Annotated in this window: 24 protein-coding genes, 1 tRNA gene and 2 pseudogenes; 6 read left to right on the top strand and 21 right to left on the bottom strand. The window is 72.0% G+C overall.

Annotated elements, in window-relative coordinates; translation table 11 throughout:
- Positions 1 to 269 precede the first annotated feature (269 nt).
- Together ACGF12_RS00270 and ACGF12_RS00265 are read left to right on the top strand one after the other, a co-directional pair.
- Positions 270 to 1,502, top strand: a complete 1,233-nt coding sequence (locus tag ACGF12_RS00270) for an SPFH domain-containing protein (protein WP_393023249.1) — start codon at positions 270 to 272, stop codon at positions 1,500 to 1,502.
- Positions 1,499 to 2,488, top strand: coding sequence for a C40 family peptidase (locus ACGF12_RS00265; RefSeq protein ID WP_393023246.1), 990 nt, complete (start codon positions 1,499 to 1,501; stop codon positions 2,486 to 2,488). The genes ACGF12_RS00270 and ACGF12_RS00265 overlap by 4 nt, the downstream gene beginning before the upstream one ends.
- A 58-nt stretch (positions 2,489 to 2,546) precedes the next feature.
- Here the strand turns inward: ACGF12_RS00265 and ACGF12_RS00260 are convergent.
- Positions 2,547 to 3,179 (bottom strand): annotated as a pseudogene (locus tag ACGF12_RS00260) (aldo/keto reductase); the annotation flags it as partial.
- Between the two features lie 390 nt (positions 3,180 to 3,569).
- Between ACGF12_RS00260 and ACGF12_RS00255 the strand changes: the two are divergent.
- Complete coding sequence (locus ACGF12_RS00255; protein ID WP_393023243.1) at positions 3,570 to 3,773, top strand: hypothetical protein; 204 nt, start codon at positions 3,570 to 3,572, stop codon at positions 3,771 to 3,773.
- A 54-nt stretch (positions 3,774 to 3,827) separates the two neighbouring features.
- Here the strand turns inward: ACGF12_RS00255 and ACGF12_RS00250 are convergent, their stop codons facing one another.
- The 8 genes and pseudogenes from ACGF12_RS00250 to ACGF12_RS00215 all read right to left on the bottom strand — a co-directional run bounded on the left by ACGF12_RS00250 (position 3,828) and on the right by ACGF12_RS00215 (position 14,044).
- Positions 3,828 to 4,832 carry an endo alpha-1,4 polygalactosaminidase gene (locus ACGF12_RS00250; RefSeq protein WP_393023240.1) on the bottom strand — a complete coding sequence of 335 codons (1,005 nt, stop codon included), beginning with the start codon at positions 4,830 to 4,832 and terminating at the stop codon, positions 3,828 to 3,830.
- 22 nt (positions 4,833 to 4,854) lie between these two features.
- Positions 4,855 to 5,547: a spherulation-specific family 4 protein gene (locus ACGF12_RS00245; protein ID WP_393023237.1), complete on the bottom strand. Its 693-nt coding sequence runs from the start codon at positions 5,545 to 5,547 to the stop codon at positions 4,855 to 4,857.
- Complete coding sequence (locus tag ACGF12_RS00240) at positions 5,544 to 6,461, bottom strand: NAD-dependent epimerase/dehydratase family protein (RefSeq protein WP_393023234.1); 918 nt, start codon at positions 6,459 to 6,461, stop codon at positions 5,544 to 5,546. The genes ACGF12_RS00245 and ACGF12_RS00240 overlap by 4 nt, the downstream gene beginning before the upstream one ends.
- Before the next feature lie 125 nt (positions 6,462 to 6,586).
- A pseudogene (locus tag ACGF12_RS00235) lies at positions 6,587 to 7,288 on the bottom strand (NDP-sugar synthase); the annotation flags it as partial.
- A 75-nt stretch (positions 7,289 to 7,363) separates the two neighbouring features.
- Positions 7,364 to 8,356, bottom strand: a complete 993-nt coding sequence (locus ACGF12_RS00230; RefSeq protein WP_393023231.1) for an SDR family NAD(P)-dependent oxidoreductase — start codon at positions 8,354 to 8,356, stop codon at positions 7,364 to 7,366.
- An 83-nt stretch (positions 8,357 to 8,439) separates the two neighbouring features.
- Positions 8,440 to 9,999 carry a hypothetical protein gene (locus tag ACGF12_RS00225; RefSeq protein ID WP_393023228.1) on the bottom strand — a complete coding sequence of 520 codons (1,560 nt, stop codon included), beginning with the start codon at positions 9,997 to 9,999 and terminating at the stop codon, positions 8,440 to 8,442.
- Between the two features lie 70 nt (positions 10,000 to 10,069).
- Entirely contained in the window at positions 10,070 to 11,584 is a 1,515-nt protein-coding gene (gene pelF, locus ACGF12_RS00220) for a GT4 family glycosyltransferase PelF (protein ID WP_393023225.1), read from the bottom strand.
- Positions 11,585 to 11,698: 114 nt separating this feature from the next.
- The gene (locus ACGF12_RS00215) at positions 11,699 to 14,044 is read right to left on the bottom strand and encodes a hypothetical protein (RefSeq protein WP_393023222.1); all 2,346 of its coding nucleotides are present in this window, start codon (positions 14,042 to 14,044) and stop codon (positions 11,699 to 11,701) included.
- Between the two features lie 416 nt (positions 14,045 to 14,460).
- Between ACGF12_RS00215 and ACGF12_RS00210 the strand changes: the two genes are divergently transcribed.
- Positions 14,461 to 15,348, top strand: coding sequence for a tyrosine-protein phosphatase (locus ACGF12_RS00210; RefSeq protein WP_393023219.1), 888 nt, complete (start codon positions 14,461 to 14,463; stop codon positions 15,346 to 15,348).
- 12 nt (positions 15,349 to 15,360) lie between these two features.
- Here the strand turns inward: ACGF12_RS00210 and ACGF12_RS00205 are convergent, their stop codons facing one another.
- From ACGF12_RS00205 to ACGF12_RS00170, 8 genes are all read right to left on the bottom strand, one after another.
- A complete protein-coding gene (locus ACGF12_RS00205; protein ID WP_393023217.1) occupies positions 15,361 to 16,281 on the bottom strand; it encodes an RNA polymerase sigma factor SigF in 921 nt (306 codons plus the stop codon).
- A gap of 145 nt (positions 16,282 to 16,426) precedes the next feature.
- Positions 16,427 to 17,266 (bottom strand): SigB/SigF/SigG family RNA polymerase sigma factor, encoded by an 840-nt coding sequence (locus ACGF12_RS00200; protein ID WP_380612981.1) that lies wholly within the window; start codon positions 17,264 to 17,266, stop codon positions 16,427 to 16,429.
- A 277-nt stretch (positions 17,267 to 17,543) separates the two neighbouring features.
- The gene (locus tag ACGF12_RS00195; protein ID WP_393023214.1) at positions 17,544 to 17,837 is read right to left on the bottom strand and encodes a Dabb family protein; all 294 of its coding nucleotides are present in this window, start codon (positions 17,835 to 17,837) and stop codon (positions 17,544 to 17,546) included.
- A 95-nt stretch (positions 17,838 to 17,932) separates the two neighbouring features.
- Complete coding sequence (locus ACGF12_RS00190; protein ID WP_387613602.1) at positions 17,933 to 18,097, bottom strand: hypothetical protein; 165 nt, start codon at positions 18,095 to 18,097, stop codon at positions 17,933 to 17,935.
- 449 nt (positions 18,098 to 18,546) lie between these two features.
- A tRNA-Ser gene (locus tag ACGF12_RS00185) sits at positions 18,547 to 18,633 on the bottom strand.
- Between the two features lie 88 nt (positions 18,634 to 18,721).
- Positions 18,722 to 19,249 (bottom strand): tRNA adenosine(34) deaminase TadA, encoded by a 528-nt coding sequence (gene tadA, locus ACGF12_RS00180; RefSeq protein WP_393023211.1) that lies wholly within the window; start codon positions 19,247 to 19,249, stop codon positions 18,722 to 18,724.
- A 26-nt stretch (positions 19,250 to 19,275) separates the two neighbouring features.
- Complete coding sequence (locus ACGF12_RS00175) at positions 19,276 to 19,833, bottom strand: tRNA adenosine deaminase-associated protein (protein WP_393023209.1); 558 nt, start codon at positions 19,831 to 19,833, stop codon at positions 19,276 to 19,278.
- Positions 19,834 to 20,180: 347 nt separating this feature from the next.
- Positions 20,181 to 20,417 carry a hypothetical protein gene (locus tag ACGF12_RS00170; protein ID WP_393023206.1) on the bottom strand — a complete coding sequence of 79 codons (237 nt, stop codon included), beginning with the start codon at positions 20,415 to 20,417 and terminating at the stop codon, positions 20,181 to 20,183.
- Between the two features lie 163 nt (positions 20,418 to 20,580).
- On the opposite strand from ACGF12_RS00170, the gene upp reads away from it, so the two are divergent.
- Positions 20,581 to 21,216, top strand: a complete 636-nt coding sequence (upp, locus tag ACGF12_RS00165) for a uracil phosphoribosyltransferase (RefSeq protein WP_350506235.1) — start codon at positions 20,581 to 20,583, stop codon at positions 21,214 to 21,216.
- A 120-nt stretch (positions 21,217 to 21,336) separates the two neighbouring features.
- Here the strand turns inward: upp and ACGF12_RS00160 are convergent, their stop codons facing one another.
- The 4 genes from ACGF12_RS00160 to ACGF12_RS00145 all read right to left on the bottom strand — a co-directional run bounded on the left by ACGF12_RS00160 (position 21,337) and on the right by ACGF12_RS00145 (position 24,877).
- Positions 21,337 to 22,044, bottom strand: a complete 708-nt coding sequence (locus ACGF12_RS00160) for a LytR C-terminal domain-containing protein (RefSeq protein ID WP_393023923.1) — start codon at positions 22,042 to 22,044, stop codon at positions 21,337 to 21,339.
- Positions 22,045 to 22,354: 310 nt separating this feature from the next.
- A complete protein-coding gene (locus ACGF12_RS00155) occupies positions 22,355 to 22,651 on the bottom strand; it encodes a type II toxin-antitoxin system VapB family antitoxin (protein ID WP_014136828.1) in 297 nt (98 codons plus the stop codon).
- A 215-nt stretch (positions 22,652 to 22,866) separates the two neighbouring features.
- On the bottom strand, positions 22,867 to 24,033 hold the full coding sequence (locus ACGF12_RS00150; protein WP_393023203.1) for a hypothetical protein: 1,167 nt from the start codon (positions 24,031 to 24,033) through the stop codon (positions 22,867 to 22,869).
- Between the two features lie 85 nt (positions 24,034 to 24,118).
- A complete protein-coding gene (locus ACGF12_RS00145) occupies positions 24,119 to 24,877 on the bottom strand; it encodes a rhomboid family intramembrane serine protease (protein WP_393023201.1) in 759 nt (252 codons plus the stop codon).
- Positions 24,878 to 24,980: 103 nt separating this feature from the next.
- Between ACGF12_RS00145 and ACGF12_RS00140 the strand changes: the two genes are divergently transcribed.
- Positions 24,981 to 25,499, top strand: a complete 519-nt coding sequence (locus tag ACGF12_RS00140; protein ID WP_393023198.1) for a YbhB/YbcL family Raf kinase inhibitor-like protein — start codon at positions 24,981 to 24,983, stop codon at positions 25,497 to 25,499.

Raw genomic sequence — 25,499 nt, 5'->3', positions numbered from 1 at the left:
GCTCATGTGTCTGCGCGTCAGGTCGGCCTTGGACGATTCGTCAGGAAATGTCGACACACCTCCGCTAAATGTCGCATTTGATGACGTATGAACTTAGCCTGATTCCGGCACTGCCCGTCAGATCCGGGCCGCCCGTTGCGCGACACACCGACCCAGAGGATCCGTGCATGGACGTCACCCGCGATTCTTCGCAGCGACCCGACAGCCGGCCCGAGGCGCTGCCTCCGGCCTTTCCGGAATGTTCCGCCTTCGACGTCAGCCCGCTGAACATGGTCTCGACCGTCAAGGCGGACGAGGCCGCCACGTCGGTCCTCCTGGCCGACGGCGGACCGGCGACCACTCCGCTGGCCGTCGTCCCCGGCCCGTCCTCCGCCAGCCCGGCCGACCGGCGGGATCCGCTGGGGGCGGCCGTCCCCGGCCTGTCCCCCGCCAGCCCGGCCGACCGGCGGGATCCGCCGGAGACGGCCGTCCCGGAGACCGTCGAACTCCCCGAGGTCGTCGCCGGCGCGCCCGCCGCCGCCTCGCGGCGCCCCCCGCGGGCCGACCAGACGCTGCGCGAGCACAACGCCACCACCCTGCCCGGCTGGCTCGCCCTGCTGGCGGCCCTGCTGGGCCTGGCCGGTGTGGCGTACGTGCTGCTGCGCACCGGGGTCATCCCGCACTGGGACGCGCTGCCCGAACTGCGCGGCTCCGCCGCCCAGGAGAGCGGCCGGGCCGAGATGGATGCCCAGGCGATCGCCACGGTCAGCGCGGTCGGCCTGCTGGTGGTGTTCGTGCTCGCCGGCCTGCTGGCGAACGCGGGCGGCGAGACCAGGGTGCTGACCCGCTGGGGCCGCTACCGGGGCACGGTGCGTAGGACCGGGCTGGTGTGGGTCAACCCGCTGCTGCGCCGCCGCCGGGTGGACGTGCGGCTGCGGCACTGGCGCAGTGAGCCGGTCAAGGTGGTCGACCGCACCGGCACCCCGATCGTCGTCCGACTGCTGATCGTCTGGCGGGTCAAGGACACCGCGCGGGCGCTGATGGCGATCGAGGACCACGAGCGCTACCTGCGCGAGCAGGTCCAGGCGGTGCTCACCCGCACCGCGTCCACCCTGCCGTGCGACAGCAACGCGGCGCCCGGGCCCGCGCTGCGGGACGGGCAGTGGTTCGCCGGCGAGATGACCCGTGCGCTGGCCGCCGAGGCCGCCCCGGCCGGCCTGGAGGTCTACTCGGTGCAGCCGCTGACGCTGGACTACGCGCCCGAGGTCGCCGAGTCGATGCGCCGGCGCCGACTGGCCGACCTGGACGCGGGCCTGCGGACCGTGCTGGTCGACGACGCGGTCGAGGCGGCGGCGCTGGCCGTCCGCCGGCTGGAGCGCGCGACCGCGCAGGAACTGGACGAGGCCGCCCGCAGCGCACTGATGAAGCAGCTGCTGGTCGCCTTCGTCGCCCCGGCCGGAGTGGCCGCCTCGGTACCGCCCCCGGCCGCCCGGGCCGGGCGGAAGGAAGGACGACCCGCATGAGGATAGCCACCGGCGCGTACGCCGATCCCGACGTCGACCTCGACGCGGATCCCGGTCTGATCGGCTTCGAGGAACGCCTCGGCAGCATCCCCGCGATGACGGGTTGCGGCTGCCCGAACTGCGCGGGCCGGCCGCGTACCGCCCGCGCCGCGGCGGCGCCCGGCGGCGGCCGAATACACCGCGCCGTGCGAAGCACCTGCCTGGCCACCACCGTGCTGGCGGGCGCCGGCGTGGTCGGCCTGACGGCCGGTGCCGGGTCCGCGCACGCCGCGGCCGGCAAGCAGGGCTGGGACGGTTCGAAGTACTGGTTCAGGAACGGCGCCGGTGAGTGGCGCTGGACCGGCCACTACGACGTCTACGCCAGCCGCACCGGGCAGTCCGGCGGCGGTTCCGCCGGTTCCGCCGGTTCCAGCGGCTCCGCGGCCAAGACCGTCTCGAACGGCTCGGCCTCCTCCTGGGGGCTGCGCCAGGGCTGGGACGGTTCGAAGTACTGGTTCAAGAACGGCAGCGGTGAGTGGCGCTGGACCAGCCACTACGACGTCTACGTCAGCCGCACCGGGCGGTCCGGCGGCGGTTCGGCCCCGGCTCCCAGCCGGCCGTCCTCGGACGCCACGGCGTCCTCCGGGAGCACGGAGGCGGCCATCGGCTACGCGCTCGCCCAGCTGGGCAAGCCGTACGTCTGGGGCGGCAACGGCCCGTCCGGCTACGACTGCTCCGGGCTGGTCCAACAGGCCTACCGGCGCAGCGGGACAAGCCTGCCGCGGGTGGCCGACGACCAGTACGCGGCGACCACGCCGATCAGCGCGGGGCAGCTGCGCCGCGGTGACCTGGTGTTCTGGTCGGACAGCGGCCGGGCCTCGGGGATCCACCACGTGGGGATCTACCTGGGCGACGGCACGTTCGTGGAGGCGCCCCGGCCGGGCAAGACCGTCCGGATATCGACGCTCGACTCGGGCTACTACCCGACCCACTTCGGGCGGCCGTAGCCCCGGGACACGGCCCCGGGCCCCCGACGGCGCTCCGCTGTCGGGGGCCCGGTCGTGTTCACCGGGAGGCGGCGTCCAGCAGGGCGGTCTGCTCCGGGGTGAGCTTCAGTTCGGTGGCGGCCAGCAGCGGGGGCAGCTGGTCGACGGTGCGGGCGCTGGCGATCGGGGCGGCGACCGTCGGGCGGGCGGCGAGCCAGGCCAGGGCGACGGAGGTGGGGGTCACGTCGTGCTCGGCGGCGACCGAGTCCAGCGCCTCCAGCACCTTGGGGCCGCGCGGCTCGGCCAGGTAGCGGGCGGCGCCCTCGGCACGGGCGCTGTCCACGTCCGGGCCGCCGGGGCGGTACTTGCCGGTCAGGAAGCCCGAGGCGAGCGCGTAGTACGGGACGGTGGCGAGACCGTGCTCGGCGACCACGTCGGCCAGCGGGCCCTCGAATGTTCCACGGGAAACCAGGTTGTAGTGCGGCTGCACCGCGACGTACTTGGCCAGGTCCTCGCGCTCGGCGAAGGCCAGCGACTCGGCCAGCCGCTCGGCGGAGATGTTGGAGGCGGCGACCGCCCGGACCTTGCCCTCGCGGACCAGCCCGTCCAGCGCGGTGACGAACTCCTCGACCGGGGTCCCGTCGTCCCGGTGGGTGTAGTACAGGTCGATCCGCTCCACGCCCAGGCGGCGCAGCGAGGCCTCGGCGGCGGAACCGTTGGCTCCGCACCCCGATGGTCACCCTTCGTGGTAGCCTCGTCACGCTGATGTGAGGCGATGACCAAGCTCTGCGTCGGCCTACCGCCGGGCTGGCGGGAAGTCAGGTCTGTGGAGCTGATGTAAGACCGATGGGCGGCACACCGTCCCTTCGCTGGTAACCCAGGTCGGCAATTGGCTGCGAAGCAGAAAGTCCTACCCGCGAGGGTTGGATCCTCCGGTCTTGGCCGGAGGATGATGTCAAGTCCGCAGTCAACCCGACTGTGCGCCAGCGCATTCCGTGCGCTTTGCGGACTTCACGCCCCCCGTCGCGCGGCGGGGGCGCGTGTCGTCCGGGGAGGGGTCCGGGGTGTGCCTGAGGTGGGCTGATTCGTTAGAGTCCGTGCCATGGCTGACAACGACTACGACCCCGCCGGTAGCACCCAGATGTTCCGGGCGTTCGTCGACGAGAGCCCGGCGCGCCAGGCACCGGGCTCCGTCTCCACCTACGGCAGCACCAACAACAACAAGAGTCGCACCGGCGTGATCGCGCTGGTCGCCGTCGTCGCCCTGGTCGTCCTGGGCGCCGTCGTCTGGCTCGCGGTCAAGTGACCCTCGCGCGGGTGGCCCTGGTCCGGGTCACCCGCGCGACGGGAAGCACAGGTCCTAGCAGGGCTTGCGCCAGGCGTTGAGGTCGAGCTTCTTCTGCATCGAACTGAAGCCCAGCGCCTTGGTCTTGGCGCAGAACTGGTCCGTGTCGAGCTTGTACTCGACGTGGAACACCGCCTTGCCCGCCTTGATGAAGGGCGAGACGCGGTCGCACTCGTCGAACTGCGAGCACTCCTCGTTGACCGCGAAGTCGAAGTCCGGCAGCAGCGCGGGGATCTGGTCCAGGTCGTTCTTCAGACCGATGGCCAGACCGCGCTCGTGCGCGAGCTGGGCCAGCATGCGGTTGTACGCGAGCTGGTCGTCGGGGGTCAGCGGGAAGCCGCTGTTCTGGTTGTAGGCCTCGATGGTGTCCGGCTCGATGGCGTCGAAGCCCTTGCTCCTGCACATGTCGAAACGGGCCGCCATCAGCGGCTTCAGCTGGTCGAGCTTGCGGATGTCGAACCACTTCTCGCCCTTCCAGCCGGTGTCCGAGCCCTGCAGGGCCTTGGCGAAGGCGTTGGAGTCGGGGCGGAAGTCCTCCCAGGACCCGGCGTTGATGTAGCAGATCACCTTGCGGCCCTTGGCGTGCAGCGCGGCCACCACCGAGGCGTCGTTCTCGAAGCCGTCGATGTCGTAGACCGGGACGTCCACCGACTGGTCCACGGTGCCGCCCAGCTGCCACTGCCAGGCCAGGCCCGGGGTGGGCTGCCAGCGGGCGCCGGCCGGGGCCGGGGCGGTGGTGCCGGGCGGGGTGCTGCTCCCCGGCGGGGTGGCGGGAGCGGTGGTGGCGCCGGGTGTGCCCGGGGCCGTGGTCCCACCGGGCGTGCCGGGGGTGCTCGGGGTGTCCGTGGCGGACGGGGTGCCGGGGGTGCTCGGCGCGGTGGCCGCGGGAGAGTTGCTCGGGCTGCCGTCGGCCGAGTCCTGGTCGTCCTCCGAACCGGAGCTGCTGCACGAGCTGACCAGCAGGGCGGTGGCGGTGGCGAGGGCCAGGGCGGCCGGCAGGAGCCGGGTACGGCGGTTCACGGTAGTCGAACTCCGGATCGGGTCAGGTCAGTTCAGCGGCGGTCAGACCGTACGGCAGGGTGCGCCACGGGTTCTCGCCGGCGCCGGGTACGGCGCAGCCGACGCCCGCGCGCCGGGCGGCGATCAGTGCGGAGGCGTCCAGGGCGACGTCGGCCGGGACGTCGTAGACCAGGTGGCAGAAGCGGGAGGCCGCGTGGCGGCCGGTCCACAGCGGCAGCGTCATGGTGCGGTAGGTGTCCCAGTCGCCCTCGAAGGTGACCAGCAGGTCGGCCAGGCCGACCTCGGCGTAGCCGGGGTCCGGGTGCTCGCCGTGGCCGAACACCACGGTGCCGCAGCCGGCCGCCCGGGCGGCCGTGGCCAGTCGCCGGTAGTGCGGCAACGCACCCGGCTGGGTGGCGACTTGGTCGAGGTACACGCCGGTGATGCCGTGGCGCTGGCGGTACGTCAGGATGTCGGCGACCACGGCCGCGTGCGGCCTGCGGCCGTAGTCGGTGTCGGTGTAGCCGACCAACGGCAGGCCGGCCGCGCGGAGTTCCTCGGCGGCCTCGGCGAAGACGTTGTCCGGCACCTCCCCGGGACCGTCCGCGAGGTTGAGCACCACGGCGGCGATCCGGGCGGGGTCGGCGGCGGCGACCGCCCGCCAGGCCGCCGGGTCCACCGCGGGGTGGACGTACAGCGGCACCAGCAGGCGGCCGTCGGGGGTGGTCCCGGTCATGCGACCACCGGGGTCGGGGCGTGCTCGGCGGTGCTGAGCCACAGGTCGCGCAGGGTGTCGGCGAGGTCCGTCGCCGGGTGCCAGCCGAGCTCCCGGGCGGCGGCCGACACGTCGGCCTGCTGCCAGGAGACCGCGGCCGAGCGCTCGGAACCGGTGCCGCTCTCGTCGATCCGGCCGGTGAAGCCGGCCGCCGCGACCAGTCCGTCGGCGATCGCCCGGACCTGACGGGCCCGCCCGGAGGCGAGGTTGAGCACCCGGGGGAGCGGACGGTCGGCGGTGACCGCCAGACCGACCGCCTCGGCGATGTCCCGGGCGTCGACGAAGTCGCGGTAGGCGGAGAGGTCCCCGACCGTGACCACGGCGTCGGCGCCCTCGGGCGCCACCCGGCGCAGCTCGGCCGCCAGCCGGCCGGGCAGCGAGCCCGCCGGGGCGCCCGGGCCGACCGGGTTGAACACCCGCAGCACCACCGCGTCCAGCGACGAGCCGGCCACCGCGAGGGAGCCGGCCAGCTTGGTCGCGCCGTACACGCCGACCGGGCGGGCGTCGGCCTCCTCGGACAGCGAGCTGCCCTCGGCGCAGACGCCGTACTCGCCGGCCGAACCGATGTGCACCAGGCGGGCCTTCGAGGCGCCCAGGGAAAGCGCCTCGCAGAGCACCGCCGGGCCGCGGGCGTTCACCTCGGCCAGCTTGACCGCACTGCCGGCCACCGCGCCGGCGAAGTTGACCACCACGTCGGGGGCCAGCGCGGCCAGTTCCTCGCCGAGCGGGCCGGCCTGGGCGGTGCCCAGGTCCAGCCGGAGGTCGTGGGTGGGCCGTCGGCCCGCGGTCAGCACGGTGGCCCCGGGCAGCGACCGCAGGACGGCGGAGGCGTGACGGCCGAGGAAGCCGTCGCCGCCGAGTAGCAGAATCCTCACGCGGCTCGTCCGTCACTCTCGACGCCCGCGGTGGCGGGCTCGTCGGCGGCCTCGTCCGGGGCGGTGCGGGCGGCCGGGACCGGCAGCTCCGCGACGCCCGGCACGACGCCGGTCGACTCGAAGGGCATCAGCACCGGGCGGATGGTCGAGAACTCGGCGTTCGCCCGGTCGTAGTCGTCCGGGCGGCCGATGTCCAGCCAGTAGCCGCCGAAGTCGTAGGCGGCCGGCGGGGTGTCGGCGGCCAGCAGGTCGAGCACCAGCTCGTCGAAGCCCAGCGGCAGGCCGGGGGTGTACTTGGCGAGCGCCGCGCGCGAGACGCCGTACACGCCCATCGAGACGCGGTAGTCGATGCTGGGCTTCTCCTGGAAGCCGGTGATGGTGCCGGAGTCGGCGGTCAGCACACCGAAGTCGATCTTCACCTGGCGGGCGTAGGTGGCGATGGTCAGCGGGGCGCCGGACGCCTCGTGGTGCTTGAGCACTCCGGCGAAGTCCAGGTCGGTGAGGATGTCGCCGTTCATCACCAGGAAGTGCTCGGGCAGGCGGTCCTGCATGGTGAGCAGTGGGCCCATGGTGCCGAGCGGGCTGTCCTCGACGGCGTAGCCGACCCGCAGGCCCCACTGGGAGCCGTTGCCGACGTACGCGCGGATGATGTGGCCGAGGTGGCCGATGGCCAGGGTGACGGTCTTGAAGCCCGCGGCGGCGAGCTGGCGCATCACGATCTCCAGGATCGCGTGCTGGTCGCCGATCGGGACGAGCGGCTTGGGAAGCGCGGTGGTGTACGGGCGGAGGCGGACGCCCTTACCGCCGGCCAGGATCACTGCGTGCATGGTGTTTCCCCCACGGAAAGGATGTGTAGGACACGAATCCCGGTTACCAGGACGAGCATGATCGTTCGAGGCGGGTCAGACGTTGTAGATGTCGGTCTTGTAGCGGGCCAGGTTGGCCGGGTCACGGAAGAACTCGATGGTCTGCTCCAGGCCCTGCTCCAGCGTGAACTGCGGCGCCCAGCCGGTGGCCTCGCGAAGTCGGGTGGCGTCCGCGACCAGGCGCATGACCTCGGAGTTGGTCGGACGGATGCGCTGCTCGTCCTCCTTCACCACCAGGTCCACGCCCATCAGCTTGCCGACCAGGGTGACCAGGTCGCCGACCGAGATCTCGCCGCCGGTGCCGGCGTTGAAGGTCCGGCCGACCACGGTCTCGGCGGGCGCGGTGCCGACCGTGCGGAAGGCGTTGGCGGTGTCCTTGACGAACATGAAGTCGCGGGTCGGGCGCAGGTCGCCGAGGGTGATCTCGGTCTGGCCGGCCGCGACCTGGGCGATCACGGTGGAGATGACGGCGCGCATCGACTGGCGCGGGCCGAAGGTGTTGAACGGGCGCAGGGTGACGACCGGGGTCTCGAAGCTGGCGTGGTAGCTGTCGGCCAGCCGGTCCCCGCCGGCCTTGGAGGCGGCGTACGGGGACTGGGTGTTGATCGGGTGGTCCTCGGTGATCGGCACGGTCTGCGCGGTGCCGTAGGTCTCGCTGGTGGAGGTGTGCACCAGGCGCGGGATCTCCAGGTGGCGCACCGCCTCCAGCACGTTCAGGGTGCCGGTGACGTTGGTGTCCACGTACGAGTGGGGGGCGCGGTAGGAGTACGGGATCGCGATCAGGGCGGCCAGGTGGTAGACCGCCTCGGTGCCCTTGACCAGGCCGTTGACCGAGCCCGGGTCCCGGACGTCGCCGAGGATGATCTCGACCGAGTCCAGCACCTCCTCGGAGAGGGTCTCCAGCCAGCCGAAGGAGGAGAAGGAGTTGTACTGGACCATCGCGCGGACGTGGTGCCCGTCGGCGACCAGGGTCTCGACGAGGTGGGAGCCGATGAAGCCCTCGGCTCCGGTAACCGCGACGCTGCTCATGCGGGATTCGCTTTCTCGATGTACGGGGACGGCACGACGCTCTGTGGTGGTCGGCCGGTGGTGCCTCGGCTGAGGCGGACTTTTCAGCGGTGTTGGGTGGTGCGGCCGAGCGCGGGCCCGGCGATGGCGGTGAGGACGAGTGCGGCCGCCCCGCAGCCGATCAGCTGCAGGACGATCGGGTCCGCACCGGTCAGCAGCCCGGCGCTCTCGGCGACCGCGGCGGCCAGACAGATGAGGGCGGTGCTCCAGCTGAACCCGAAGGCGTTCAGCAGCAGCGCCAGCCAGAGCGAGCCGCCCAGGAGCAGCATCGCGCCGAGCTGCGGCACGCCGAGCGAGGGGGCGCCCGGCCACAGCACGGTCGCGGCGGCGTCCAGCGCGGCCACGGTGGTGAGGTAGATGAACAGGCAGCCGAGCAGGATCCCGCCGGTGCGGCGGGTGAACTGCCCGGTGGTGTGGCTGGTGCGCAGCGCGGCCACGGCCATCGCCCGGTAGCGGAACAGCAGCCACTCGGCGAGGCCGAGACTGAGCGTCAGCGCGATCATGGCCGGGCCGGTCGGGGTGGTCTTCACCTCGTGCACGGGACGGGCGTGCACGAGCTGTGCCGGGGTGTGCACGGCGTGGGAGGCGGCGTGCACGGCCTGGTGGATGGTCTCGCCGAGGCCGGCGATCAGCGTCAGCGCGCCGCAGGCCAGGCCGAACAGCAGGTGCGGGAGCTCCTGGCTGAGCGCCAGCTTCAGCTTCACGTCGTCCCGTTCGCCGCCGCGGGCGGCGACCAGCAGCTCACGGACGGCCAGTCCGACCGCCAGCGCCACCGAGGCGAGCAGCACCACCGTACGGACCACCTGCGGGACGTCGACGGCCAGCACCACGCCCGCGCCGACCGAGGCCGGTGCCAGCGCCAGCAGCAGGAACTTCTCCCGCCCGAGCACCAGCAGTGCGGTGGCCGCGCCCAGGTAGCAGGACTGCCCGGCGGCGAACCACAGCGCGCCGAGCGGCCCGCCGACGACGTACGCCGCCGCCGAGGCGAGCAGCGCGCCGACCGGTGCGCCGACGGCCAGGCAGACCGCGGCCTCCCGGCGGCGCAGCCGGCCCAGCCAGCGGTACGCGCGGTGCGCCAGGGCCTGGTTGAAGCCCCAGCTGACCAGGGTGGCGACGGACAGCGCGAGCATGCCCGAGGGCAGGCCGAAGCGCATCCGGGTGGTCGCGAACAGGTTGGCGCCGAGCAGGTAGCCGAGCCCGGGCAGGGCGAACACCAGGCCGCGCACCACGCAGCGCCAGGGGTCGGCCCGCCAGGGGTTGGCGAACTCGGAGCTCGGGCCGGGGTAGTGGCGCTCGACCTTCTCGAACAGCTCCTCGGCGACGGTGAACGCGTCGGGGCGGCCGTACAGCAGGGCGGCCTGCTCGTCGGAGAGGCCGTCGGACTCCAGGAAGGCCGCGATCTCGTACGGGTGGACGGCGTCGGCGCAGATGTCCCGCAGGCGCTCGGCGAGCTCGTCCAGCGGGTCGGCGGAGAGGCCGAGCTGCTCCGCGGGCTCGGGCTCGACGGGCGGGGCGGGGCGGCGGAGCTTCAGCGGCAGGGTGCGCAGCTGCATCGTCCGCTCGGCGCCGCCCTCGTCGGGAACCAGCCTGATCGGACCGCTCATGCCCCCACCTCGCGCTCGGCGGCCGCTTCGCGGTACACGCACCTCTTGATGGTGACCTCGCTTCGCTCGCTCACGCCCCCACCTCGCTCGGCTGGGGCTGGGCGGCGGCCAACTGGTCGTTCCAGTCGGGGCTGGGGACTTCGTCGGTGACGGCCACCACGCCGCCGGGCATCCAGCGGGAGGTGCCGAGGAGCTCGGTGTAGATGCCCCGGAAGCCGTCGATGTTCTGGCGGAGCGTGAACTGCTCGATGACCCGCAGCCGGGCCCCCTCGCCGAGCCGGGCGCGCCGTTCGGGGTCGCGCAGCAGCTCGATCGCGGCGGCCGCCATCGGCTCGGGCTCGCGCGGCGGGACGACCAGGCCGGTGTCGCCGACGGCCTCGCGCACGCCGCCGACGTCGGTCGAGACGGTCGCGCGGCCGCAGGACATCGCCTCGATCAGGGTGAACGGGAAGCCCTCGCTGATGCTGGAGAGCATCACCACGTTGCCCGCCGCGTACGCGTCGGTGATGTCGGCGACTCGGCCCTCGAAGGCCACCGAGTCGGCGATGCCGAGCTCGGCGGCCAGGGCTATGCAGCCGTCCCGGTACGCCTCGCCGCCCTTGGGAGTGCCCCCGAAGAGCCGCAGCCGCGCCTCGGGGATCTCACGGTGGACGATGGCGAAGGCCCGGATCAGCGTCTCCAGGTCCTTGATCGGGTCGACCCGGCCGGCCCAGCTGAGGGTCGGCGTCTCGGGCTCGGGCCCGGCCGGCGGGAACGCGGCCGGGTCCACCCCGTTGTAGACGGTGCGGATGTGGGCGGACGGCGTGCCGCCGCGCTCCTCCCAGCGCCGGTTGTACCGGTTGCCGGGGGTGACCAGCGCGGCCTGCCGGTAGCTCTCCTCGGCGAGCATCCGGTAGAAGCCGAGCAGCAGCGCCTTGACCGGCCAGCGGTAGGGGCCGGTGCGGTAGCCGAGGTAGCGCTCGCGCAGGTAGATGCCGTGCTCGGTGAGCAGAAACGGTACGCCGTACTGCTGGGCGGCGATCAGCCCGGGCAGGGTGGCCAGGCCGCCGCTGGCCGCGTGGGCGACGCCGTCGGTGGGCGGGTCGACCGAGAGCGGCCGCAGGGCGTGCTCCAGCAGGTCGGTGGCGTTCAGCGCGTCGTGCAGGGTGGGTCGGGAGACGGCGGTGGGCAGGTAGTCGCGGGTCCACACGTGCTGGAGGGTGCGCAGGGCGCGCTCGCTGCGCAGCGCCGGGCTGAGCAGCCCGCGCCGGGCGAGGTCGGCGAAGCCGTACAGCTCGGTGCCGAAGTGGGTGGTGTAGACCGGGTCGAGGATGGAGTGCAGGAAGCGCTCGTACGCGTTGAGGAAGCGCCGCATCTCCTTGCCACGCGGCGCACGGGCCTCCGCGGCAGGGCCCCACAGCGGCGCGGTGGTGACCGACCGTACGTTGGCCGGCAGTTCCCAGGCCAGTGCCTCCTGGCCGGTGCCGGTGACGGCGATGACGTCGAAGTCGACGTCCGGCATGCCTTGAACGAGCTGGTCGCACCAGACGCTCACGCCGCCGTGCTGGTGCGGATACGTCCCCTCGGTGAGCAGGGTGACGCGCATCTCCTGTCCCCCCTCCTGTTCTTGCGTCGGTTGTCCGGCCTGGGTGGCCGGAGCGGGCGCCGTGGCGGGGCCGGGCCGGTTGCCCGGCCCGACCCCGTCAGCGGGTGGTACGGGTTACCGGGTGCCGGAGCGCCCGGTGGTGCTGCCGTGCGAGGCCGTCCCCCCAGAGGCCTTGCCGGACTGGTTGCCCTGGCCGTTGTCGCCGTTGACCACGTCCTTGCCGGGCACCGGGGTTCCGCTGCCGGGGACGAGCGACTTGGCAGCGGGCTTGCGGGTGGTGTCGCTCGGGCCCACCGGGACCGGGGTGGCGACACCCTGCGGTACGACCTTCTTGTCCGCCGGGGCCGGGGCCGGGACGGACTTGGCCGCGACGCTCGGCGCGACGGCGGCCGGGGCGGCCGGCGCGCTGCCGGAGGGGAGCTGCAGGGCGACGCTGCTCTGCAGGGCGCTCGGGGACACCCAGCCCGAGAGCGTACCGGCGTAGGCCGAACCGAAGGCGGTCGAACCGATGGCCAGCTTCTGAGAAGTTCCGGTCGGCATGGTGGCCTGGATCTGAACACCGGCCGGCGCGCTGACCGTGACGTTGTTGCCGATCTTGTACGCGGTCACCTGGCCGGAGGCGACGGCCGAGTTCCAGGCCGCGCGCTTCTGGAACTCCTGGCCGATCTCGCGCTCACCGAGGTTCACGATCGGAGTGTTGTCGGCGTACAGCGAGCGGTAGGTGCCGAGGATCTTCTCCAGCACCGGGTACAGGATGCGGCCCTCGGAGAGGTTCGACTGGTGCACGAAGTGCGGCCGCGGGTCGTTGCTCAGCACATGGCCGAGGTCGATCCGGGCCTCCAGCGGCACGATGTACGACTGGTAGCCGGTGGTGGTGTCCAGCGGCTTGGGCAGGCAGGTGGAGTTGGCGTTGTTCTCGCAGACGCCGCTGCCGCCGTTGGCCTTGCTGGTGTAGATCCAGTTGTACTCGTCGGCCTCCTCCTGCGCCGAGCCGGCGTTGTAGAAGACGTTCATCGGGTACCGCGGCACGGTCAGCGTGGACGAACCGACGGCCCGCTGGGCGGGCTCGCGGGAGGCGTCGCTGCCGGTGAACTTGATGCCGTTGGCGGCCAGCGCCGGCGCCAGGTTCGGGTTGTCGCTGGTCTCCTGGGGGGCGGTCAGCAGGCCGGAGTGCTCGCCGGTGACGAGCACCTGCGGGTCGACGTTGAGGCCGTTCTTGGTGGCCCAGTCGAAGTTGTTCTTGATCTGGGTGTTGATGGTGTTCTGGTCGACCCAGACGGTGTTGCCCGAGGCGTCCTTGGTGCAGCGCCACGGCACCACGCTGACGTCCTGCACACAGCCCAGGTACGGGTGGGTGTAGGTGTGGTTGACCCAGCGGTAGCTGTTCTGGTCGGCGATCATCTGGTTCGCCGTCGGGTCGACCGTGGTGTTGTTGTCGGCCTTCCAGTCCTCGCTGCCGCCGCCGTTGAACACCATGTCCAGCGTGAAGTTGTTGGCGGCCTGCCACTGCTTGAGGTAGTTGGCGTCGTCCGGGGTCATCCGGATCGGGTTGGTCGTCCCCGGGGTGCCGGGCGGGCAGGTGACGTCGCCGGGGGTGCACTTCAGCGTGGTGGACCAGCGGTCGTCGGCCAGGAACACGTCGTCCACGTGGGTGGCGAAGTAGTTGCGGTCGTAGCCGAGGTGGACGCCCTGGGTGATCCAGTCGACCATGCCGCGGGCCAGCAGCCGGAACTGCTGCTGGTACTGGTTGTAGACGAAGGTGACGACCAGTTCCTTGCGGCCGTCGTGGGTGTACTCACCGACCAGCGAACCGCGGGTGGTCGAGTTGGGTATCTGCGCGTCGACCAGCGGGACGAAGGAGGCGCCGGACGGCAGATTGGCGAGCGGGGTCGCCAGGTAGCCGTAGCTCTCACTGACGTTCGGGTCGTTGTCCTCGAACGGCACGCTGCCCTTGAGGTACCCGAACGGGCCCGAAGTTCCGGCCGCGGTGGTGGCGGCCTGGAATCCGTCGAGGGTTCCGACGAAACCGGGATTCTGCGCGTAGTTCAGACCGACGGCCGGACTGGCCCAGGTGTACGCGTCAATCTGCCGCACGTTGAAAGCGGCTTCGTAGGTCGCGATCGCCGTCATCTCGGCGGCGCTGTTGGGGAAGGGGTTTTCGTTGGGCAGCACGATGCCCTGGTACTTCCCCCGCGGCTGCCCGTTCAGCGTGTCGCTCAGGAAAGCTGCGTTGATGACGGGGCGGTTGGGGTCATTGAGGCTGACGACCTTGTACGGCGTCCCCTGGCTCTTCAGCTCGGCGGTGATCGCCGCGACGGACGGACCCCCGTCGTCGATGACCAGGACGGTGAGGTCGATCCTGGGCGGCGTGGTGTCGCCGTGGGCCAGGGTGATCTGCAGGCCGCTGGCCAGCAGAACTGCCGCTGCGCAAGCGGCAACTCTTCGGGTCGCTCGACCCATGGTTGATCCTCCCCTTGGGGCCGGCGCAGCGCTGCTCTGCGCTCGCCCGCCCGTGTAGCTGTTCGCGGGCAGCAGGCTGCCCGGCGCCCATCCTGGTCGAGGGTCGGCTGTGCGAGGGACCAATTGGGCGAGAGTGCAGCGAACCTGTTACCAACGTTCATGGCGAAGCCATGGAGGCGCTGATTGTGACCGCAACCGGACCGCCCACGCAAATAATGAATTGAAAATGAAAAAACGGAAGCCGAGTGCTACAGCTGGTTACCGAGTGTGCGGCTCAGGCGGTTCCGCAGGAGACCTACACTGTCGTCGTTGCGCATGACACTCTTGCACATCTCGCCGGTCTGACGGGCAGGTTCATGCAATATCGGGCACCGCTGTGCCATGTGACAGTCTGAATATGCAATGGAGGCGCGCGGGTGACCGATCGGCAGATCGAGTCCGAGCGAATCGGAGACGCACGGAATGCACTCCCGGAGCCGGACGCAGCGGTGCTGGTCGGGCGCAGTCTCGGCCTGCGCGGCGCGGTCAACGCCCGGGATCTGGGCGGCTATCGGACGGCCGACGGGCGGTCGGTCCGCGGCGGAGTGGCCCTGCGCAGTGATGGCCTGAACCACGTCACCGCCGAGGACCTCGGGCCGCTGGGCGCGCTCGGCCTGCGCCGGGTGGTGGACCTGCGCAGTGCCGAGGAGATCCGCGAGGCCGGCCCGGACCGCCTTCCGGACCGCGTGGACCTGCACCATCTTCCGCTGCTGGCAACGGACTTCGACATCCACCTGACGCTGCGCAGCGCCCTGTCCGACCGCAGCGCGCGCAAGCAGCGCGCCCTGCTCGGCGGTGGCCGGGCGGCCGCGATGATGACCGGCCTCTACCGCTGGTTCGTCACCGACGCGCAGGCCCGGGAGCGTTTCGCCGACCTGCTGCGGCTGCTGGCCGCGCCGGACGGGGTGCCGCTGCTGTTCCACTGCTCGGCCGGCAAGGACCGCACCGGCTGGGCCGCCGCACTGGTGCTGACCGCCCTGGGCGTGGACCGCGAGACCGTGCTCGCCGACTACCTGCTCACCAACGAGCGTTCCGCCCCGGTGGTGACGAGGGTGCTGGACGACTTCGGCAGCCACGGCCTGATGCGCGAGCCCGAGCTCCTCCTGCCGGTCTTTCGGGCCGACCGCGCCTACCTGGACGCGGCCTTCACGGAGGTCGAGGCCGGCTGGAGCGGCTTCGACGCGTTCTGGCGGGAGGGGCTCGGGCTGGACGAGGACGTGCTGACCGGACTGCGGACCAACCTGCTGGACGGCGGCGGCGGTTGAGCCGGCGAGGGGTCAGCCCTCGCTGATCAGCCCCGCGCGGAGCTGGGTGAGCGTCCTGGTGAGCAGCCGGGAGACGTGCATCTGGGAGATCCCGATCTCCTCGCCGATCTGCGACTGGGTGAGGTTGCCGAAGAAGCGCAGCATGATGATCCGGCGTTCGCGCGGCGGCAGCTTGGCGAGCAGGGGCTTGAGCGACTCCCGGTACTCCACGCCCTCCAGCGCGAGGTCCTCGTAGCCGAGCCGCTCGGCCAGCGGCCCCTCGCTGTCCTCCTCGCCGGGGCTGGAGTCCAGCGAGCTGGCGGTGTACGCGTTGCCCACCGCGAGGCCCTCGACCACGTCCTCCTCGCTGACGCCCAGGCAGGTGGCCAGCTCGGCGACGGTGGGGGAGCGGTCCAGCCGCTGGGACAGCTCGTCCCCGGCCTTGGTGAGCGCCAGCCGCAGCTCCTGGAGCCGCCGCGGCACCCGGACCGACCAGCTGGTGTCCCGGAAGAAGCGCTTGATCTCGCCGACCACGGTCGGCATCGCGAAGGTGGGGAATTCCACCCCGCGCTCCAGGTCGAAGCGGTCGATCGCCTTGATCAGGCCGATGGTGCCGACCTGGACGATGTCCTCCATCGGCTCGTTGCGGCTGCGGAAGCGCGCCGAGGCGTACCTGACCAGCGGCAGGTTGAGCTCGATCAGGGTGTCGCGGACGTAGGTGTGCTCCGTGCTGCCCGGTTCCAGGGCGGCCAGCCGCAGGAACAGCGAGCGGGAGAGCGTCCGGGTGTCCAGCCCGGAGCCGGGCGGCGTCTCGGGCGGAGCTCCGGGGCCGGGCGGCTCGGCGACGGGCCTTTCGAGGGACGTGGCCCGCTGGTGCGGGATCCGCTCCTCGGCAACCACGGTGCCCTCGGCCTGACCAGCGTGGATCTCCGCAGTGCCCAGCTCTCCGGACATGCACCCACCCCCTTGTGACTGACAGTTGAACGGGGGCCGTCGCACGGAGGTTCCCGGCGAGGGCCCAACCCCCTGCATACCGGAACACGATCCACGGCAAACCCGAACGTCGCAAGATGTCACGTCGGGGTAACGCGCTGCAATCTCACTCTTCCCAGGAGTTGCCGGTGCGAAGCCTGGTCAGGATCCGCGAGAGCAGCCGGGAGACGTGCATCTGGGACATCCCCAGCTCGGTGCTGATCTGCGACTGGGTGAGGTTGGCGAAGAACCGCAGCATCACGATCCGCCGCTCCCGCTCGGGGAGTTGGACCAGCAGGTGGCGGACCATGTCGCGGTGCTCGACCTCGGCGAGCGCGGAGTCCTCGTAGCCGAGCCGGTCCAGCAGGGCGAGCCCGCCCTCGTGCTCCTGCGCGGCCTCCAGGGACGCCGCGTTGTAGGCCCGTCCGGCGTCCAGGCAGGCCCGGACGTCCTCCTCGGGGATCCGCAGGCTGGCGGCGATCTCGGGCACCTTGGGGGCCCGTCCGTTCAGCACCGTCAGTTCCTCCATGGCGCTGCTGACCTGGACCCACAGCTCCTGGAGCCGGCGCGGGACGTGCATGGTGCGGACGTTGTCCCGGAAGTAGCGCTTGATCTCGCCGAGGATGGTCGGCAGCGCGTAGGTGGGGAACTGGACGCCGCGCTCCGGGTCGAAGCGGTCGATCGCGTTGATCAGGCCGATGGTGCCGACCTGGACAACGTCCTCCATCGGCTCGCTGCGGCTGCGGAAGCGGGTGGCCGCGTAGCGGACCAGCGGGATGTTCACCTCGATCAGGGCGGCCCGGACCCGCTCCCGTTCGGGGGCGTCCGGCGGCAGCTCGGCGAGCCGCTCGAACAGCACCCGGGTCAGCGTCCGTACGTCCACGGCCGGCCGGCCGCCGGCGCCGCGCAGCCCGTCCGGGCGGAGCTCGCCGGCCGGGCTGATGATCGCAGCCAGCACCTCGTCCACGGACACGTCACCCCTCCCAAAGTCGACAACGGCGGGCCCTGCGGATCGGGTGTCGCGGCTGGTTCACTACCTAGCCATGTCCGGCAAAACCGGTCATAGCATCACAAGGTGGGCGCAGGTCGGGCAAGCACCCGATGGAGGTGTGTTGGTGGGGCGCCCGGTCCCCACCGGTCCCGTCGCCGAATCGCCGCAAGGGTCGTCCCTGGACGGAGCAGAACGCCCCGCCCGGGGGCCGGGCGGGGCGGCGCGGGCCGTCCGGGGGACGGTCCGGTGGGGATCAGACCTCGATGTCGGCGATCACCCAGGTGGCGAACTCGCGCCACTCGCCCGCCGCGGCCTGGTGGGCCGGGTGGGTCAGGTAGGCCTGCAGGGACTCGCGGTCCTCGACCAGGCTGTTGATCGCGTAGTCGTACGCGATGTCCCGCTCGGTGGTGTTCCAGCCGCACTCCCACTCGCGGAGCTCGGGGATCAGCGAACCGAGCTCGGCGAACGCCTTGGCGCCGGCGAGCACGCGCTCTTCGTCCTTGGTGACGCCTTCGTTGAGCTTGAACAGGACCAGGTGCCGGATCACGATTGCCGCTCCTCGCGGACGGGGGTAGAGGGTCCCGCCCACCGTAGCCGGTGCGCCCGGGCCGGTCGCGGGCCGTCCGGGTGTCGAGCCGACCGCTACTTGATCAGGCCGGTCATGAAGGTGCCGACGGCCTTGGCCGCGTTCGAGATGCCCTCGAAGCCGAGCTGGACGAGTTCGGCGGAGCGGGCGGGTGAGGTGATGATCGAGTAGAGCACGAAGATGAGCAGGAGGATCATGCCGATCTTCTTCGCCTGCGCCATCGTGACCTTCCTCCCTGCGGTGGACCGCCGCCATTCGGGTGCCCGAGCGGTCCTGCAGGGCAGCTTATCCACCGGACGGGCTATCAAGTGTGCGACGCGTTCGTCCGACGGGACGAAGGTCCCCGTGACTGGGGCCTTTCTCCGGGTGCCCGGACGGGACCGGGGCGGCAGGATGGATGACGTACCGGGGATCTGGCAGGAATCCCCCGGTGCGTGGATCCGGAGCTCCCCGCTGTGGGACCGGGCGCCGCGACTTCCCCCGACGCGGCACCGGTTGTGGGACTCCGCCGGGGGAGCGGTCAGTCCCCCCGAGCCGCTCCCCCCTCCAGGCTCCGTACGGGCCGGGCAACGGTGGTCGTCGGCCCGGAGTGCGGAGCCGTTTCCGCGTCCGAGGGTCCGTGGAAACGCCGAGGGCCCGTCCGGATCGGACGGGCCCTCGGGCTTTCCAGCGGTAGCGGTGGGATTCGAACCCACGGTGGAGTTGCCCCCACACACGCTTTCGAGGCGTGCTCCTTTGGCCGCTCGGACACGCTACCGAGGGGAACTCTACCGGACGGGTGGCGCGGTCACGAAATCCGTTGTCGGCGGGACCGCGGCCGAGGGCACAGCGGTGGGTGTCGAAGCTCAGCGGTGGGTGTCGAAGAAGGCGCGCAGCTGCTCGCCGCACTCCTCGGCGAGGACGCCCCAGATCACCTCGGGGCGGTGGTTGAGCCGGCGGTCGCGCATCACGTCGAAGAGCGAGCCGGCCGCGCCGGCCTTCTCGTCGAGGGCGCCGTAGACCACCCGGTCGATCCGGGACAGCACGATGGCGCCGGCGCACATCGTGCAGGGCTCCAGCGTGACGACCAGGGTGCAGCCGCTCAGCCGCCACTCGCCGATCTTCTCCGCCGCCTGCCGGATCGCGACCACCTCGGCGTGCGCGGTCGGGTCGCCGACCGCCTCGCGCTCGTTGTGGCCGCGCCCGAGCACCTCGCCGTCCGGGCCCAGGATGAGCGCCCCGACCGGGACGTCACCGGTGGCCGGCGCCAGGGCGGCCTCGGCGATGGCGAGGCGCATCGGCGCCGCCCAGCGGTCGCGGACCGGGTCGGGGCGGACGGGGGCGGGCAGCGGGGGGACGTACGGGACGGTCAGTGGGGTGGATGCGGGCTGCATGGCATCCAGTGTCGGGCATCCGCCCGCTACCGGACCGCCTCCAGGACCTCGCCGCAGCCCAGCGCCTCGGCGATCTCCTCCAGGGCGTCGCCGGGTACCGCGCCCTCGCCGCTGAGGGCGAGCAGCTCGTCGGCGGCGAGGCCGAACTCGGTGAGCAGGTGGGCGTCGCCGAGCGGGCCGACCGGGACGCCGCCGCGGGCGTCCGCGTCCTCGTCGTCCTGGTCCTCCGCCTCCTCTGCCTCGTCCAGCAGGTGGTCCAGGTCGCCGAACTCGCTCTCGCCGGCCTGGTCGACCAGCTCGTCGGTGAGGACGGAGCCGTAGGAGCTGCGGGCGGCGGCGGCGCCGTCCGACACGAAGATCCGCGGGTCCTCCTCGCCGTCCACCCGGACGATGGCGAACCAGGAGTCCTCCTGTTCGATGAAGATCAGGACGCTGTCGTCGTCCTGCGTGGAGTCGCGGGCCAGATCGGCCAGATCGGCCAGGGTTTCGACGTCGTCGAGTTCCGTCTCGCTCACATCCCACCCGTCCTCGGTGCGAGCAAGCACTGCAGCGAAGTACGCCACCAGGGACACTCCCAAGATCATCGGTCTCGGCTGTCGGCGCGCTCGGGCAACGCGGAAATCTGGCCGCCCCCGCGCCAGAGGCGGTCCGCTTGTTCGGACCGTCCCATCGGAATCGTGACAGAAAGCCCGCCCTTGCGGGGGGTGTTCTGCAGCGCGTCTTTGCAGGTCGTGTCGGAAGGACCGGGTGGCGGACAGCGGAGCCGGGCCAGGAGTGTCCGAAGGCGGTCGAAATTTGGTCCGAACGTCCGTCGGAGTCGGGTCGGTCGAGTCGGCGGCCATCGCGGGCCCGGGTCGGACCCCGGTCGGACCCGGTTCCGCTCCTCGTCGGCTCCCCGACGGAACCGCGTCAGATCCGCGTCAGGACCGCTTCAGATCCGGAATGTTCGCATTCGCATCGCTTCGCGCATCCGCCGTTCCTTGGTCCGCCGGGGCTGGACCCGTTCCCTCAGCTCGCGGGCCTCGGCGAGCTCACGCAGAAAGACGGCCCGCCGCGTGCGGCGTTCCGCCTCGGTCTCCGGGGGGTCGTGCGGCGGGCCGGCGCCAAGGGCCGCCCCGCCGACGGGCTCGTCCGCCGAGCCGTCCCCGGCTTTCGGGTTGCTCGTCATAAGACGTGACATTCCCAGAACGGGCGGATTGATACCACAGGAGACGGTTCCGTCCGGACATCCGCGATGTGTCACGGCGTGTCACGGGCGTGTCACCCCGGCTGGTGGGCGGCTGTGGCACGGCGTGTCGTACAGGCGTCCAGGACCGGGCTAACCTCGGTACATGCGTCTCCACGTCGTCGACCACCCCCTGGTCGCCCACAAGCTCTCCACCCTGCGCGACGAGCGCACCGACTCGCCGACCTTCCGTCGCCTGACCGACGAGCTGGTGACCCTCCTCGCCTACGAGGCCACCCGGGACGTCCGCACCGACGAGGTGGAGATCACCACGCCCGTGGCGGTCACGCTCGGCACCCGCCTCAGCTACCCCCGTCCGCTGGTCGTGCCGATCCTGCGGGCCGGCCTCGGCATGCTGGACGGGATGACCCGCCTGCTGCCGACCGCCGAGGTGGGCTTCCTCGGCATGGTGCGCAACGAGGAGACCCTGGAGGCCTCCACGTACGCCACCCGGATGCCGGACGACCTCTCGGGCCGCCAGGTCTACGTGCTCGACCCGATGCTGGCCACCGGCGGCACCCTGGTCGCCGCGATCAAGATGCTGATCGAGCGCGGCGCCACCGACGTCACCGCCGTGGTGCTGCTGGCCGCGCCGGAGGGCGTCGAGGTGATGCGCCGCGAGCTGGCCGACCTGCCGGTCACCGTGGTCACCGCGGCCCTGGACGAGCGGCTGAACGAGAACGGCTACATCGTCCCCGGCCTGGGCGACGCGGGCGACCGGCTGTACGGCACCGCGGGCTGAGTCCCCGCTCACGTACGGCCTGCTACGACCGGCCCGCCGCGTACGGGCCCCCTTCAGGCACGACTCCGAACGACCGAGAGCCCCCGGCACTGCCGGGGGCTCCTGCGTGTCCGTCGGGCCTCAGCAGCTGCCGGTGGCGCTCGGGGTGGGGGAGGGCTTGGTGGCCAGGGCGAGGGCGGCGGCCGCCTGGGTCTCGTCCAGCAGGGCGTTGTAGCTGTCGCCGATCACGAAGTCCACGCTGGCGTCGGTGCGGGCGTCGGCGGTGACGGTGGCCCCGGCGATCTGCGAGCCGACCAGGGTGCCGCCCCCGGCACCGGCCGGGCCGGCGATCACCTGGGCGGTCCCGGGCACCTTCTTGTCCAGTTCGGCCGGCGCGTTGCCGACCTTGCCGATGGTGAAGCCGCGCTTCTTGAGCTCGTCGGCGGTCCGCCCGGCCAGGCCGGCCTTGGTGGTGGCGTTGTAGACGTTCACCGTGACGGCCGAGGCCTGCGGGATGACGTGCGGGTCGCCGCCGGGGGCGCCGGGTGTGCCGGGTGCGGCGGCGGCGGTGGCGCCGGAGGCCGCAGGGGCGCCCGGCGTGGCGCCCGGCGTCGGGGCGGCCAGCGGCTTGCCGGACGACGTCGCGCAGGCCTGCGCGGAGGCGTTCTTGGTCTTGCCGATGAAGATGTCGTAGAGCTGCACGCCGCCGAGCGCGATCAGGGCCAGCGCCAGCAGGCCGGCGAGCGCGGCGATCACCTTGCGGCTCTTCTTCGGGGGCCGGCCCAGCCGCGGGTAGGCGTTGCCGGTGATGCGGTACTGCTTCCCCTTGAGGCCTTGGGGAGTCAACATGCTCACGGTTTGTCTCCCCCTCGTGCCAGGGCGGGGTCGGGATGACGACGGGTGGGCCGGGTAGGGGCGCCCCCCACGTGCGGGCGGATCCCCTGGTCGCGGCCGTAGTCAGCAGAGTAGTGCCGTACGGCTGAGAAGGTACTAAACGATCATCATGTGGAGTACGCCGGTACCCGAAAGGAGGTACCCGGGTACGCGCGGACCGCCCGCCGCCGGATGGCGAGGAGCGGTCCGTGAAGCCTGCGTGGATGCCCCGGGCCGCCGGCCCGGGGTCGGAGTCCTGGGGTCGGTGCCCTGCGGTGGGGCGCCGTCAGTCCATTTCGAGGACGCGGGCGTGGAGCACCTGGCGCTGCTGCAGCGCGGCCCGTACGGCCCGGTGCAGCCCGTCCTCCAGGTAGAGGTCGCCGCGCCACTTCACCACGTGGGCGAAGAGGTCCCCGTAGAAGGTCGAGTCCTCGGCCAGCAGGGTTTCCAGGTCGAGTTGGCCCTTGGTGGTCACCAGCTGGTCGAGCCGCACCGGACGTGGGGCGACGTCAGCCCACTGGCGGGTGCTCGTCCGGCCGTGATCCGGGTACGGCCGCCCGTTGCCGATGCGCTTGAAGATCACACGGAAAGCCTACCGTTTGGGCGGCGGATGGCGCAGCAGCCGCGACGTCGCCACGCGCGCGGGTGTGAACTGCGGATGGACGAATGTGGCTGTTTGATGGGAAATGTCGCGAACATCGGCCCCGGTTCCGATCGGGTTCCGGTCCTGAATGCGAAGCGTTCCGATCCCGTGTCCGGATCCCGTGTCCCGATCCCGCGTTCGAGCGGCGGTGAGCCTCAGCCGGCGAGCGCGGCGCCGATCCGGTCGAGCGAGGCCAGCCGCATCAGGCCGTAGTTGTAGAACTCGACCTCGGGGACGCCGAGTCCACGCAGGGTGGCGATCTTGGCGGCGAGGTTCTCCGGGCCGTCGCAGTCCGAGGCCATCGGACGCAGGACCACCGCCATCCGCTGCGGGCGGACGCCGTGCAGGGCGAAGGCGGCGAGCTTCTCCCGGACGGCCTCCGGGGTCCTGGCGTAGCCGAGGGTCTCGATCTGGTCGGTGGCCCCGGCGAGGGCGGGCAGGTCGATGCCGGACAGCCAGCCCTTGCCGGGGCCACCGCCGTCCATGAAGCTCAGCCGCATGCCGTGCCGGCGGGCCTGCTCGGTGAGGTCGGCGGCGAGCGCGGTGACGGTGGCGGCGGAGGCGTCCACGTAGGCGGCGAAAGCGCCGTCGGCGAGGGCGCTCAGATCGGCGGGCTCGGCGGCGGCCTCCTGGTCGGCCAGCCGGTGGCGCAGTTCGCTCCGTACCGCCTCGGCGACCTGCTCGGCGTGGACACCGGCACGGGTGGCGGCGGCGCGGCAGTGCGGGCAGAAGCAGACGCCGAGCAGGGCCTCGGCGGTCGGGCCCAGCTCCTCGAAGTAGCGCTCGTGGTGGTAGCCGTGGCGCAGGCCGTGGAAGTGCAGGGACTCGGCGCGGATCGCGTCCACTCCGTAGCGGGCGAGTTCGTCGACCAGGGTCAGCGCGTACTCGCGGACCTCCGGGTTCGCCGGGCAGAGCTCGGTGAGGTGGCGGTCGCCGAAGGCGTTGGCCGGGGCGCAGTCGGGGTGGGCGAAGCCGAGCCGGTCGTTGTGGCAGAACACCGTCCAGGCGTGCAGTTTCAGGCCGCGCCGGCCGGTCTCGGCGGCGGCCTCGGCGAAGGGGTCGCGGTCGCCGATCGCGGTGGACGGGACGGGCGTCAGGCGTCGGCCCTGCCAGCGGGCCGGGTCGGGGCGGAAGTAGGCCGCGCCCGGCTCCAGGTAGCGGATCACCCGCCGGGGGTTGTGCGGGAAGACGTCGCGGGCCTCGTGGTAGACCGAGGCCAGGGTGACGCCGCCGACTCCGGCGCGGTCGGTGAGGTTGCCGAAGAAGGTGTCGGCGCCCTCGTCGAGCAGGTCGGTGGCGAAGGCGAGGACGGACGACTCCACGGTGCGGCTCCGGAGCTGGGGGCAGGGGCGCCGTTCACGCTAGCCGCAGGGGTGGGAATGGTCTATACCTGAATCCCCGGGCGGCCTACAGGCCCAGGTCGTCGAGTTCCTTGAGCAGGGCGGCGTTGGGGCTGTTCGGGTCGGTGCCGGTCGACTTGGCCCTGCCCTGGGTCTCGCCCCCGGCCGGGGCCGAGGCCGAGGCCGGGGCCTGGACCTGGGGCTCGCGGGCTCGGCGCGGGGCGCGGTTGCGGAAGATCCACGCGCCGGCCAGGCCGCCGATCAGACCGCCCAGGTGGGCCGACCAGCTGATGCCCGGGGCGACGCCGGGCAGGGCGCTGGTCACCATGTAGGCGTAGGAGGCGCCGAGCACCACGCCGATCAGGGTGTCGATCAGGTTGCGGTCGATGATCCCGCGCAGCACCACGTAGCCGAAGTAGCCGAACACCACGCCGCTGGCGCCGGCGCCGATCCGGTTCGGGCTGTCGAAGACCCAGGAGGTCAGCTCGCTGGTCAGGGCGACCAGCAGGGTCAGGCCGAGGAACTTCCTGACCCCTCGGTAGGCCGCCAGGAAGCCGAAGACGAACAGCGGGCCGGAGTTGGCCTCCAGGTGCGCCCAGTTCCAGTGCAGGAACGGCGCGGTGACGACGTTCGGCAGTCGGCTCACATCCTGCGGGATGACGCCGAAGCGCTTGCCGAGGTCGTAGTCGTCCATCCAGTTCACCAGCTGGATCAGCCAGATCGCGGCCAGTACCCCGACCATGGTGAACAGCGCCCGGCGGGCGTCGGCGATCATCTGGACGGGGTCGATCGTGGTTGCCGTGCTGCTGCGGTGCTCCGAGGCCATGACCTCGACTGTAGGTGCGACGGGAACGGACGTGCACCCCATTACAGTGATCGGTGGCGGCCGGTTCACGGCCGTCACCGGCCCGTTGAGAGGTGACAAACCCATGAGTGTTCGTCCGCCGCTGCCGTACGAGTTCCTGCCGCAGGTGCCGTCCTTCCCGCTGAGCAGCCAGGACTTCACCGAAGGAGCCACGCTGGGCCGGGAGTTCATCTACTCCGGCGGCAACCTCTCGCCGCAGCTGGCCTGGTCGGGCCTGCCGGAGGCCACCAAGAGCATCGCCGTCACCTGCTACGACCCGGACGCGCCGACCGGCTCCGGCTGGTGGCACTGGCTCGCCCTCAACCTGCCCGCCGACACCGTCGAACTGCCGCGCGGCGCCGGTTCGTCGGACGGGAGCCTGCCGGGCGCGGCCTCCTTCCACGGCCGCACCGACTTCCCGGGCAACAAGTACGACGGCGCCGCCCCGCCGCCCGGTGCCCCGCACCGGTACGTGTTCGCGGTGCACGCGCTGGACGTGGAGAAGCTGGACGTCACCGCCGACACCCCGGCGGCCCAGGTCGGCTTCAACCTGACCTTCCACACCCTGGGGCGGGCGCTGCTGACCGGCGAGTACGGGGTCTGA

Origin of the sequence: Kitasatospora sp. NPDC048296 (assembly GCF_043201815.1) — a bacterium.
GTDB lineage: Bacteria > Actinomycetota > Actinomycetes > Streptomycetales > Streptomycetaceae > Kitasatospora.
Note: the sequence above shows the minus strand (reverse complement) of the source record. Positions and strands in the feature narration are given on the sequence as shown.